Origin of the sequence: Psychrobacter sp. P11G3, from assembly GCF_001435845.1 — a bacterium.
GTDB lineage: Bacteria > Pseudomonadota > Gammaproteobacteria > Pseudomonadales > Moraxellaceae > Psychrobacter.
Map to the genome: position 1 here is coordinate 2,129,918 of NZ_CM003596.1, position 13,788 is coordinate 2,143,705.

The following is a 13,788-nucleotide window of genomic DNA, read 5'->3' on the forward strand; positions in this document are numbered from 1 at the left end:
AAAAGTGCGTAACCATACCAAGGTATGAACGAATCACTAAATATAACACCATGTAAATACTGCCGAATGTATAGAAATCGTAGTAACATTGCAGCAATAATAGTTCAACAATCTGAATTTGTTCTGAATAAATTTAAATATCTTTACCCAATAAAGAAGCCCCAATTTACTTTTAAATTGGGGCTTCTTCTATCAAAAGCTTAAGTAGCTATCTGGATGCTACCTACTTCTTAGTCACCTTTGACAATCTTAGGTGGCCCTTTTAGCAGATGCTCATCGACGAACTCATTCGCTGAGTTATGGTCTGCTGATTCATCCGTAATAAAGCCTTGCTGCGCTCTGTATAGAATCAGACGATCGCGACTCAAACCACGCAGTAGCGCATACATCATGACAAAGACTACTAAGGCAAACGGTAGTCCCGCTACGATAGCCGCCGCCTGTAGCGCAGACAATCCACCAGCCGCTAGCAAGATAGCGGCGATAACGCCTTCTGTCGTTGCCCAAAATAAGCGCTGGATTTTCGGTGGGTTGGTATCGCCACCAGCAGTCAACATATCGATGACAAAGCTAGCAGAATCTGACGAGGTCACAAACCATAGCATAATCATGACGACAATCAGTAGCGTAATCGGTTTTGCCAATGGGTAATACTCAACCAACTTAAAGATGGCACTACCAGAATCCGCTTGTACTGCTTCAACCAATCCTGGGCTAACACCTGACACAGCAGAAGCAAGCTCCATATGAATAGCAACGCCGCCAAAGGTGGTAAACCAAAAGAACAAAATCAGCATTGGAATCAGTAATACACCAAGCGTAAACTCACGAATCGTACGACCACGAGAGATACGAGCAATAAAGATACCAACGAATGGTGCCCAGCTAACCCACCATGCCCAATAAAATATCGTCCAACTACTTTGCCAATCTGTACCGCTATAAGACTCACCCCATGTACCTAGAGGTACAATCACGGTCAGATAGTTGCCGATGTTTTCGATAAAGCTATCAAAGATAAATAGCGTTGGTCCTAAGATAACCATAAACGCTAATAAGACGATAGTAAAACCAATATTGATATCACTTAAACGCTTAATACCTTTATCCAAACCCATCAAGACTGAAGCTGCCGCTAGCGCTGTGATGAAAGCGATCAAGCCAAACTGTACGGTAAGACTGTTAGGCGTACCAAACAGCTTTTCGAGTCCAGAGTTGATCTGCATAACCCCAAGCCCGAGCGAGGTAACTACACCAAACATCGTACCAAACACAGCCAAGATATCGACCGTGTGTCCCCAACGACCATAGATCTTTTTACCAAGTAAAGGATACAAAGTAGATCGAATCGATAATGGTAGGCCACGACGGAAATGAAAATACGCTAAAGATAGCGCTACAATCGTATAAATTGCCCAAGCATGTAGACCCCAATGCATAAACGAGATATTCATTGCTTGCTTGGCGGCTTCTACTGTCTCTGCATCGCCCATTGGTGGTGCCATAAAGTGATACAGCGGCTCGGCTGTACCCCAATAAACCAGACCAATACCAATACCTGCAGAAAATAGCATGCCAATCCAAGAGAACAGATTGTACTGCGGTCGTTCTGTTTGGTTACCTAGTCGAATGTCACCATAGCGACTCATTGCCAAGTAGATACAAAGCGCGAGCGCGGTATTGACCAGAATAATGAATAGCCAACCAAACTTATCGGTAATAAAATTTTGTAAAAAACTAAAAACAGCCCCTGCTGTTTCGGTGAAAAACGCACCGAAAATAATAAAGCCAACAATCAGCAGTGACGATGTAATAAACACAGGTTTACTTACCCGCGGAAAAGGTCCTAATCTGCCTACTTTTACTTCTTCCATGTGCAAGTCTCAAATTTCAAGGAACGTTACCTTAACAAAATAGGTCTTAACTATCAATCTATTACAAAATAAAACTATTAATTTACTCTAAAAGAATTCAATAGTTTTATTAAAATAATTAAATATACAGGTAGGTAAATACGACGTTAATTCGATGTTTTTTCAATATTGTTTCGATGTTATTTGGGTAATAATCTGAGTAATTGTGCATCATTACCATCTTCAAGTGCCCACACTTGCCCGTCTACTGCTAGCACACTGCGTACACGCTCTCCCATGTCATAGCGATAACGCCCAGCTGCGGTATTGTCGTCGTTTATGCCCACTACGATAAGCGCTTTAGACGATAAACCACTGATAAGAGCATTGCCTTGCCAGCTAGGAAAATCATTATGAGTACCAGCCGCATAGATGCTCATAGCAGATGGTGATATGACAGGTGTCCAAGTAATTTTGGGTGCCGTAAACTCTGGCTTTGTATCATGGTCAGGAATATCTAGACCTGAATAGTTTCGTCCATTGGATACCACTGGCCAGCCATAGTTGTTACCCTTCTCAATAATATTAAATTCATCCCCGCCTTTTGGTCCCATCTCGTGCGCCCAAAGCTGTCCGCTATCGTCAAATGCCATACCCAGTACATTGCGATGTCCGATAGTCCAAAACTGTTTGGCTATCTCATCACCCGTATCAGCGAATGGATTGTCTGTTGGAGATTTACCATCAGGACTTAACCGTATTATCTTACCTAGATTGCTATTCATGTCTTGTGCTGGGTCTTTGTCTTGACGTTCGCCTGAGCTGATATATAAATAGCGTCCATCGGGTGAAAACAGCAGGCGATGACTATAATGTCCCTGCCCTGTGACTTTCGGAGACTGTTGCCAGATAGGCGTGATATCTTGCAACGTAGGTGTGGCTGTCTCTAATCCTGAGAGTGTCGCTTTGATCACTTTAGCACCAAATTTATTGCTATCATTTCCTGTTCCTGCTTCTGCGTAGCTAAGATAGACGGTATTGGACGTCGCAAAATCTGGAGCCACGATGATGTCTCCTAAGCCGCCTTGACCACCGTAAGCGACTGTAGGCGTGCCTTCGATTTTGGTCTTATTACCCGTCGCTGTATCTACGATAAATAGCTCACCTGTTTTTTGTGTTAGTAGTAATTTTGGCGCTGTGCTATCTGCAATGGGTAACGCTGTCATTGCCCAAGGCTCATCAAAGGTAGCGATTGCCTTGGTGGTAAAGTCAGGCTTGCTAGTCTTTGTTTGTGTAGTGGTTTGTGTGACGGTTTGAGCATTGCTATCTGAAGTGGAAACCTCTGTAGACTCTGTTGCGGTACTTTTATTATTGCTAGTACTTACTGCTGAAGGATTGGAGCACGCGGCAGTGCTAAACAGCAATGCTGCAATGATTAGCGGCGAAGTTAAAGGTATATTTATACGTTCAATATGGGCTGTCATCGTTCTGTTTCTCCGTTCAGTTGATACTGACACTATTAGTCTGTGATTTAGTTATAGCATAGTCCTGAGACTTAAGAGATATTGAAATGGTAAAAAAACAGTAACGTAAAACGCTCCTTATAAATAAAAACCCCTTACCTACGATTGTAGATAAGGGGTTTGTTTTAAGCGTACAATTGGGTTATAAAGACGTCAAAGCCAATACAATTAGCTCATTCTAAGCTTATCAAAAGTTAGCTTGTCATCGGCACCTACATCGACTTTGATAATATCACCAGCGACAAAATCACCTGCTAATAGTTTCAATGACAATGGGTTTTCGATCTCTTGTTGAATGGCACGCTTTAAAGGACGAGCACCATAAACAGGGTCATAACCCACGGCAACCAATTTATTCATCGCATCTGCTGACAGCTCAATATCCATCTCACGCTCTTGGATACGTTGACGCAATCGATCCAGTTGAATATCCGCAATACCTGCCATCTGTGACATACCAAGCGGATGGAAGACTACGATTTCGTCAATACGATTGACGAACTCTGGACGGAAATGCTGCCCAACAGAATCCATTACTTCTGCTTTGATATCCTCATAGCTTTCGCCAACCATCTCTTGAATCTTATGTGAACCCAAGTTACTGGTCATGATAATCACGGTATTTTTGAAATCTACTACACGACCTTGCGAATCGGTTAAGCGACCATCGTCCAATACTTGCAGTAAGATGTTGAACACATCAGGATGCGCCTTTTCTACTTCATCGAACAATATGACGCTATACGGCTTACGGCGTACCGCTTCAGTCAACGTACCGCCTTCTTCATAACCGACATAGCCTGGAGGCGCGCCTACAAGGCGACTGACACTGTGTTTTTCCATATATTCACTCATATCGATACGTACAATCGCATCTTCAGAGTCAAACAAGAAGTTTGCTAGTGATTTGGTCAGCTCAGTTTTACCAACACCAGTAGGTCCCAAGAATAAGAAAGAACCAGAAGGACGGTTGGGATCAGATAAGCCTGCACGGCTACGACGTACCGCATTGGCCACCGATTCGACCGCTTCGTTTTGACCAATGACGCGCTCATGGAGCTTTTCTTCCATTGCGATCATCTTATCACGCTCGCCTTGCATCATTTTGCTGACTGGAATACCAGTCGCGGCCGCAACCACTTCGGCGATTTCGTTGTCTGTCACCTTATTACGTAGCAATTTGACACCGCTACCTTCGCCTGTTTGCTCTTTTTGCTCAGCCAAGTCAGACTCATGAATACGACGTTCTAACTGCGGAATGGTTTCGTATTGCAGCTTACTCATGGTCTCATAATCGCCTTCGCGGCTAGCCTTGTCATAGGCGATACGGGCCTTATCCAACTCGTCTTTTAGCTGTTGACTGCCTTTGACCAGTGCCTTCTCTGCTTGCCACACTTCATTGAGATCAGCATACTCTTTTTCCAATTCAGCTATTTGCGCATCAAGCACTTTTCGTTCTGCTTGCGCGCCAGCATCCTCTTCATTTTTGAGTACTTCACGCTGCATTTTTAATTGAATCAAACGGCTATCAAGCTTACCTAATGATTCAGGCTTGCTATCCATCTCCATGCGCAGACGACTGGCCGCTTCATCAATTAAATCAATCGCCTTATCTGGTAGCTTACGATCGGTAATATAGCGGTGACTCATGCGCGCAGCAGCGATAATGGCACTGTCTTGAATATCGACGCCGTGATGCAGCTCGTAACGCTCTTTTAGACCCCGTAATATCGCAATGGTATCTTCGACCGTTGGCTCATCGACCAGCACTTTTTGGAAACGACGCTCAAGCGCTGCATCTTTTTCGATGTACTTGCGGTATTCATCAAGCGTCGTCGCTCCGACACAATGCAGCTCACCGCGTGCTAGTGCGGGTTTTAGCATATTACCCGCATCCATTGCACCTTCAGATTTACCCGCACCAACCATCGTATGCAGCTCATCGATGAATAGGATGACATTGCCTTCTTGCTTGGCCAAGTCGCTCAATACGCTTTTGAGGCGCTCTTCGAACTCACCGCGGAATTTTGCCCCAGCGATTAGCGCACCTAAATCCAACGACAACACTTCTTTACGGCGTAGTCCTTCTGGTACGTCACCATTGATGATTTTTTGTGCCAAGCCTTCGACGATAGCCGTTTTACCAACGCCCGGCTCACCGATGAGCACAGGGTTATTTTTAGTACGACGTGATAGCACCTGAATGGTACGGCGAATCTCTTCGTCACGGCCAATGACTGGATCTAGCTTGCCAAGCTCTGCTTGTTCAGTCAGGTTGATCGTGTACTTGTTGAGCGCATCACGCTGATCTTCTGCGTTTTGGTTATTTACCGTATCATCGCCGCGCAATTGCTCAATTACCTCTTTTAGCTTGCTTGCCGTTACGCCTGCACTTTCAAAGATTTTCTTGGTTTCGCCCTGCTCAGCAAGTGCCAACATGACCCATTCTGTTGCGATAAAATCATCGCCTTCTTTTTGCGCCTGACGATCTGCCAAGTTCAAGATTTTGACCGAGTTTGGGTTTAGGTTGACGTCACCTGTCGGCTCCGAAATGGTCGCTTGATTATCTAGTGCTTTAGCAACGCCATTTTTTAGCGCTGGAATAGAAGCACCTGCTTGTTGGCAGATAGATAAATTAGACTCATCTTGTAGCAACACGGCAAGCAAATGCACAGGATCGATACCTGTATGATCGCGACCTAACGCTAGACTTTGTGCTTCTTGAATGGCGGACTGCAGTTTTTGAGTAAACTTCTCAAATCTCATGTCTATATCCTTTTATAATTGGTATTCTCAGTAGCACCTCTAAGGATTATCTTAGTCTAGTGCCCACTGTTATCTGTCACTTATATAAGGTATATATACACCTATTTCAAGACGATTACCAAATAAAACCTTACTTAAAGCAATGATATTTATTATTAATAATATTTAAAGGAGCTATTAATATCAGTTAAAGATAGTTAATAGATAGGAAACGCCACTTTATTGATATAAGTTAAAGAGAAATCTCCATTAAATACGGTAATAAGCAATGTACCTATTTAGCATGGACCCAATCATAATCCGACTATGCTACTCCACGATTTCGATAGGAGTACCAAGTGTCACCGCTGCCATAATTTCATCCATCTCATCATTGGCAACAGCGATACAACCATCTGTCCAATCACGTCGTTGATTAAACAATGCCAAGTATCCAAAGCCATTCATTTGCCCATGAATCATGATGTCGCCACCCGGATTGACTCCTAATGACTGCGCTCGTGCCTTATCCTCATCATTGGGATAGCTGATATGAATAGAACGATGGGCAATGGAATTTTCATTCTTATAATCTAATGTATAGACCCCAACTGGCGTACGCTGGTCACCTTCTTGTTGCTTGTGACCTGATGGACTGCCCCCTAGCGCAATACGATACGACCTAATGGCTTTACCATCGCTCATCAGTTTTAAGACACGATCTGATTTATCGACAAAGACTCTATCAATGATTATAGAAGGAGGAATGGGGTTTTCGGGTTTTGAGGTGCTTTTGGCATAAGCAATAGCGCTGGTGCTGACAATGGTAGCAAGACTAAGACCAATGATAATGGGCAACCAAGGCGTACGCTGCTCATTTGATGAATAATGTTTTTTATAAAAAAATGGCATAGACTTTGATTCCCATAATTAATTTTTTGTCATTAATCATATGTATCAAAGCACTATGCCAGATTCTGTAGATACGTTTTGTGCAAAAGTGATGAATCACTCACTAGACTGCTACACCATACGAATAGCACCATCTAAGCGAATGACTTCACCATTTAGATAAGCATTATCGATGATATGAGTGACCAATTTGGCAAACTCATTGGGAGCGCCTAAACGTTTAGGATATGGCACACCTGCCTCTAACTGTTCGCGTGCCTTTTCAGGAATACTGTCCATCATCGGCGTAGCAAAGACACCTGGTGCGATAGTCATCACGCGGATGCCATGACGTGCCAGCTCGCGAGCAAGTGGCAAGGTCAGACCAGCCACGCCTGCCTTGGACGAAGAATAGCTGGCTTGACCTACTTGACCGTCAAAGGCGGCGATAGAGGCTGTATTAATAATAATACCTTGATCTATGTTCTTCTCTACATGGTCGCCTGCACTACTGTCATTCGCTATGCGCTTGGCAATGCTAGCAGCGACCAAACGAGCGACGTTAAATGAACCAACCAGATTGATATTGACTCCGCGGCTAAATGCCTCAAGGTCTGCCGGATTGTTATCGCGATCTAGCAGTTTTTGTACCACTACGATACCAGCACAGTTGATTGAACCTTGTAGACCGTCAAAAGCTGATTCTGCCATTTCGACCGCTGATTGAACTTCATCGCCGTTAGTGATATCACAGCGTACAAAGCGCGCATTATCACCCAATTCAGCGACTAATGCTTGCCCTGCTGATTCATTTAAATCAGCAATAACGACGTTACCACCCTGCCCGACAATCGTCCGAGCCACTGATTCACCCAAACCTGATGCACCGCCTGTGACCAAAAAGCTGTTTTCTTTAACTTGCATGATTATTCCTTTAAATTTTTACTTTTTATTAGATATTTTTCTATTAACTTTATGGACGCTTTACCAACTCATTTATGCAGCAGACAGACTACGCAGCAAAAAGCGTTGTATCTTGCCACTTGGCGTTTTTGGCAGCTCGGTCACAAACTCAACCTCACGCGGATAGGCATGAGTGGATAGACGTTTACGTACCAGCTCTTGGATTTCTTTGGCGATTTGCTCACTGCCTTCGATGCCATCTTTTAGTACCACATAAGACTTGATGGTATGGCCGCGCACTTCATCGGGCACACCTACCGCCGCAGACTCTGCGACTGCTTCATGCTCTAATACGGTATTTTCAACATCAGTAGGCCCTACACGGTAACCTGCGGTAATAATAATGTCATCATCACGTCCTGAGAACCAGTAGCTGCCGTCACTATGACGCTCGACCACATCGCCTGTCAGATAATAGTCATCTACAAAGGCTTGCTTTTCATTCCAACTATAACCACGGAAATAAAACGCTGGTGACTGACTGACCACGACTGCCAGTTGCCCTTGCTCACCATCGGGCAGTACATTCATATCATCATCTAATACGACTAGCGTATGACCTGGGAGCGCCATACCCATCGAGCCAACAGGACAGTCATGCGCCAGTGCATGATGCGCACAGCAGGTCATGCCGGTTTCTGTTTGCCCATATTGGTCTTTGACTTGGCACGCCAGATAGGTTTCAACCCAGTTGACCACTTCGGTATTCAGTGTCTCTCCTGCCGAGTTGGCACAGCGTAAAGACAGCTTAGCATTAGTATCGTTATGAGCGTCTTCATTAATAATATCAAACACACCACTAGATTTCATCATTCGAAATGCAGTTGGTGAAGAGGCTAAATTGGTAATCTGATGTCGCACCATAAAATCGCGCGTATTAGTCGCGTCAAAGCCTACTTCATTAAAGTAAGTCGTGATACCCAATAGCAGCGGCCCTGTGATGGCATAGTACAAGCCATATGCCCAGCCTGGATCTGCCATGTTCCAATATTGATCATCTTCGCGTAGGTCGATGGCATAACGCATATATAGGTAAAAAGCAGGTAATGCGGCTAGCGGAACGCTGACCCCTTTTGATTTACCAACCGTACCAGAGGTAAACATTTGCAAGAATGGCGCATCCGTATCAAGCATCACTGGTTCAATCGTTTGCGACTGTGCTTCCATAGACTGGCCATAATGATCGTCACCCCATGTCTGGGCATCTTCTATACTGCCGACAAATACCATTTTGGTTTGCTCAGCCAAATCTTCAAACTTACTGCGATTTTCTAAGTTAGTAAAAACGACTTTGGTGTCGGCTTTGTCCATCCGATATTTGATTGAATCATAGCCAAAAGCGGTAAATAGCGGCTGATATACCGCCCCGATACGCCATGTCGCCAATACAACGGTCAGCAGCTCTGGCGTGCGCGGTAGCATCGTCGCTACCTTGTCGCCCGCTTTTACCCCATACGACTGTAGCAAGTTAGCGATTTGAGCACTCGCTTTGTCAAGCTCACCAAAAGTCATGCGCGTTATATTGCCTGCGGTATCTTCGTGTACTAACGCAGTATTGTCAGCGCGGCCATCACGTACATGACGACCACAACAAGCCATATAAGCATTTAAACGATCATCCACATGCTCGCCAAATATTTCTGACAGCAGTGTATCCATATCAAAATTATTATAGTAATCGGTATAGTTTTTTGGTGTGACGATAGTATCTGTATCAATATTCGTCGGAGTTTGAGAGGCGGTGTTCATAAGCTAATCCTTTAGCAATATCAGGTAACTGGTAAAATGGTATTTATGATTGCAAAACGGTCACATCCTATAGACCGTTTCATAGATTCGTATTTATCATGCTCTATTAGTAACGCATTTTTACGTTTATTTCAATACATAACGTATCATTTTTATTTTATAGAAATAGAGATAGTCTATAACTAATTATCATTAATTCGCTATAAGTCCGCTAAGACACCTACAATCAATAGCCAAAGTACTGCCACATATTTTCAATTTCCTATTAAAGAATTAACACTTCAATATTATTGTCTAAAACCTCACACTTAAACATCAGCTCTTAAAAACCCTAATAACGCTTTCTCTTCACAACTTTGGTATTTTTTGGTTCGACCACGGCGTGCTTGTTTGTAAGTTTCAAAGAATTGCCCTGCCAAAAAGCGCTCAATGACAATGGGATGAATATAAGAGGCACGGCATACGGTTGGTGTGTTGCCTAGCTCTGCTGCCACACTTTTTACCATATCAGTGACTAATTGCTGTCGCTCAGCGCTTTCTGGTGCACTGGCTAGTATGCTAGCGCCTGCCGTCGTTTGTAGCTCATCATATAGGTAGCTTGCCGCGAGCACACTGGCCATCCATGTGCGAAAATCCTTTGCGCTGTATAGCTTGCTTTCGCAGTCCATCCCGCACGTGTGCATCCGTAAGTAGTTATTGATATCGCTACTGTCAACGACTTGCTTATGTCCGTTGTCATCTAAGTATTTGAATATTTGATAGCCTGGTAGCTCAGAACAGGCCTGCACGATGTCAATTAATCGCTCGTCTTGTAGCTCAATATGATGCTCTTTTGCACTTTTGCCGACGAAATCAAACGCCAGTCCATTGTCGGTTTCACTGACATGCTTGCTGCGTAGCGTACTCAGACCATAGCTTTTGTTTTGTTTGGCGTAGCGGCTATTGCCAATACGAATCAAAGTAGTCTCTAGTAATTTAACAACGGCAGCAAGCACGTTGGTGCGCGATAAGGACTCTGCTTCCAAATCTGCCTCCACCTGCGCGCGTAGATTGGGCAGTGCCTCTGCAAATCCTATCATCGCATCAAATTTTGCTTGGTCACGGATGTTGTTCCATGAGGGATGATACAGATACTGTTTACGCGATTTTTCGTCTCGGCCTGTTGATTGCAGATGGCCTCTTTCATCTTGACATATCCACACCTCTGACCACATGGGCGGTATCACCAATGCATCAAAACGCTGACGCAATGCTTTGTCTTTGACGGTGTTGCCCGTTGCATCACGATAAGTAAAGCCGCGACCCCAACGTCTACGCTCGTAGCCTGGTTCGTCGTCACTCACATAACGCAAATTGGCACGGCGTGCGAGATGTTCATAATCATGACGCACGTCTTTGGTCATTGTCTGCTGGCTAGTCTGTAATTTTGCCTTTGTCATAAACCTATATACCTTTAAGAATTCATGGTTTTAGCATAATTAATGACGGTAGTTTTTGCTGTTTATTTGGCACAGACAAAGTGTAATGCTGTGTAAAATATGGTTTTCAGGATAGTAGCTTAAAATTCATTTGAAATATGACACACAAAAAAACGCCAAGCATAAAATACTTGGCGTTTTTCGTTTTGATACTGCTATAACTTAGAAGTCGTTATTTACCGTATACACATAAGTAAGCGGTTTCGACGTCTACTTTTACTTGGAACTTTTGATTGGCTTCAACCGTGAATTGCTCGCCAGCGTTAAACGTTTGCCACTCATCACTTTCTGGTAGCTTAACAGTCAATGCGCCACTTACCACACTCATGGTTTCGAATTCACTGGTGCCAAACTCATATTCACCAATTTCCATGACGCCGACAGTCGCAGGCTTAGTAGCCGTTTGAAAGGCAATAGAAGTCACTTTATCATCAAAATAATTATTAACGCTTGGCATAATTTTCCTTAATTAAATGTTAGTTGCTATTTTAATTAGTTACTATTTTAAAGCGGCTGCTTATTTAAGACAGCTTTTTACAATCCTGCTTTTAGACTTGCTTCAATAAACTGATCGAGATCACCATCTAGTACCGCACCAGTGTTAAAGGTTTCAACACCCGTACGCAAATCCTTGATACGAGAGTCATCGAGCACGTATGAGCGAATTTGACTGCCCCAGCCGACATCAGACTTACCGTCTTCGACCGCTTGCTGTGATTCCATACGTTTTTGCATTTCAAGCTCATACAGCTTAGCACGTAGCATCTTCATCGCCGTGGCTTTGTTACCATGTTGACTACGCTCGTTCTGACAGGTCACTACCACGCCCGACGGCTCATGGGTAATACGTACCGCAGAATCTGTCGTGTTTACGTGCTGACCACCCGCCCCAGATGAGCGATAAGTATCGATACGTAAATCAGCCGGATTGATATCAATCTCGACATTGTCATCGATTTCAGGTGACACAAACACCGCAGCAAACGAGGTATGACGACCATTATTACTATCAAATGGTGATTTACGTACCAAACGGTGGACACCAATCTCGGTGCGCAGCCAACCAAAAGCATAATCGCCTTTGATCTCAATCGTTGCCGACTTAATACCAGCCACGCTACCTGATGACACTTCAATTACATCTACTTTAAAGCCATGTGCTTCTGCCCAGCGCGTATACATGCGTAGTAGCATTTCAGCCCAATCTTGTGCTTCAGTACCACCACTGCCTGACTGAATATCCAAGTAGCAGTTATTTGGATCCATCTCACCGCTAAACATCCGACGGAATTCTAAATCAGCAACACGTTTTTCAGCGCTATCTAGCTCGCTCTGCACGTCGGCTAGCAATGACTCATCTTCTGCTTCGACTGCCAACTCTAACATGGCAGACGCATCTTCTAGTGTCGTTTCAAGAGAGACCACCACATCGATGACACCGTCAAGGTGACTTTTTTCTTTATTAATTTTGGTCGCGCGCTCTGGATCGTTCCATAGCTCAGGGTTTTCTAACTCTAAATTGACTTCTTCTAAGCGTTCTTGCTTACCATCAAAGTCAAAGATACCTCCGCAAATCCTGCCCACGCTCTGATAAGTCTTTAATTTGCTCTTGATACGGATTGATTTCCATAAATGTTCCTGTTTTTCTAATAAAATAAATAACGCATGTGGCGCTATTTTAAATGAGATTGAGACTAAATGGTTCGCTAATTATCACTATTGCCAATGTTGCTACTATTATTAGATTGGACAGCCTATATTGACCAATCTTCTACTGCCCAGCGATGTGCCAAAGCATGCGCATGTAACGCGTCATCAGGTGACACACAAACGGCCACATCAGCCCATTCAAGTAACGGAATATCATTTTTGGAATCTGAATACGCGTATGTTTTTTCAAAGGTGATGCCAGAGGCTTGCTGTTTATTCAGCCATTTATCCAAATGGTATATTTTACCCGCTTGGAAGTTTGGTCTGTCAATTAGCTTACCTGTATAGCGATTGTCTTTGATCTCTAGCGGCGTCGCCAATACATTGGCAGCTTCAATACCAAATCGCTTGGCAATGGCGGATACTACAAAATCATTGGTCGCAGAAATAATCACTACATCGTGCCCTTGCTCAATGTGCTGGCACAACGCTTCCATCGCTTTTGGGCGAATATGTGGCTCGATTTCGCTTTTGATATAGTCTTCTCTTAGCTCATCAAGTCTATCAAGCGGCAGACTACTCAAAAACTGCGCAACGAATTCATTGTACTCTGTCGCGTTTAGTGTGCCTTCAATATAATCATTATAAAATTTCTGGTTGGCAGTGCGGTACTGCGCCTCATCGACAAGGTCATGCTTTACGATATACTCGCCCCAGAGATAATCGCTATCGACATCAAGTAATGTATGATCTAAATCGAATAATGCCAGTTGTTTTTGTTTTGTTTGTACTTGATTTGCCTGCATGGTGAGACCTTATCGTTGGTTGCGAAAAAATATGAATTATTTAATAAAATTGGGTACATTATGCGTTAAGGCTGAGCGTATTAATTGAACAGTCTATTAATGAAATAAGTATGCGCCCTATCGTCTATCT

The 13,788-nt window shown here is 43.7% G+C and carries 10 protein-coding genes; all 10 read right to left on the reverse strand.

Annotation, left to right across the window (positions count from 1 at the left end):
* Positions 1-230 precede the first annotated feature (230 nt).
* Positions 231-1,874 (reverse strand): BCCT family transporter, encoded by a 1,644-nt coding sequence (locus AK824_RS08500; protein ID WP_057760699.1) that lies wholly within the window; start codon positions 1,872-1,874, stop codon positions 231-233.
* 179 nt (positions 1,875-2,053) lie between these two features.
* A complete protein-coding gene (locus AK824_RS08505) occupies positions 2,054-3,337 on the reverse strand; it encodes a PQQ-dependent sugar dehydrogenase (protein ID WP_057760700.1) in 1,284 nt (427 codons plus the stop codon).
* Positions 3,338-3,544: 207 nt separating this feature from the next.
* Complete coding sequence (gene clpB / locus AK824_RS08510) at positions 3,545-6,142, reverse strand: ATP-dependent chaperone ClpB (protein ID WP_057760702.1); 2,598 nt, start codon at positions 6,140-6,142, stop codon at positions 3,545-3,547.
* A gap of 309 nt (positions 6,143-6,451) precedes the next feature.
* Complete coding sequence (locus tag AK824_RS08515) at positions 6,452-7,033, reverse strand: L,D-transpeptidase family protein (protein WP_057760705.1); 582 nt, start codon at positions 7,031-7,033, stop codon at positions 6,452-6,454.
* A 111-nt stretch (positions 7,034-7,144) separates the two neighbouring features.
* Positions 7,145-7,936: an SDR family NAD(P)-dependent oxidoreductase gene (locus AK824_RS08520; RefSeq protein ID WP_057760707.1), complete on the reverse strand. Its 792-nt coding sequence runs from the start codon at positions 7,934-7,936 to the stop codon at positions 7,145-7,147.
* 72 nt (positions 7,937-8,008) lie between these two features.
* Positions 8,009-9,724, reverse strand: coding sequence for an AMP-binding protein (locus tag AK824_RS08525; RefSeq protein ID WP_057760709.1), 1,716 nt, complete (start codon positions 9,722-9,724; stop codon positions 8,009-8,011).
* Between the two features lie 308 nt (positions 9,725-10,032).
* Positions 10,033-11,163, reverse strand: coding sequence for a DNA topoisomerase IB (locus AK824_RS08530; protein ID WP_057760711.1), 1,131 nt, complete (start codon positions 11,161-11,163; stop codon positions 10,033-10,035).
* Between the two features lie 211 nt (positions 11,164-11,374).
* A complete protein-coding gene (locus tag AK824_RS08535; protein WP_057760713.1) occupies positions 11,375-11,659 on the reverse strand; it encodes a pyrimidine/purine nucleoside phosphorylase in 285 nt (94 codons plus the stop codon).
* Positions 11,660-11,736: 77 nt separating this feature from the next.
* Positions 11,737-12,832, reverse strand: a protein-coding gene (gene prfB, locus AK824_RS08540) for a peptide chain release factor 2 (RefSeq protein ID WP_102078362.1) whose coding sequence is annotated in 2 segments (ribosomal slippage) — positions 11,737-12,759 and positions 12,761-12,832 — 1,095 coding nt in all. Because the reading frame shifts where the segments join, the coding sequence is not laid out codon by codon here.
* Between the two features lie 124 nt (positions 12,833-12,956).
* Positions 12,957-13,658 (reverse strand): HAD family hydrolase, encoded by a 702-nt coding sequence (locus AK824_RS08545; RefSeq protein ID WP_057760717.1) that lies wholly within the window; start codon positions 13,656-13,658, stop codon positions 12,957-12,959.
* Positions 13,659-13,788 lie beyond the last annotated feature (130 nt).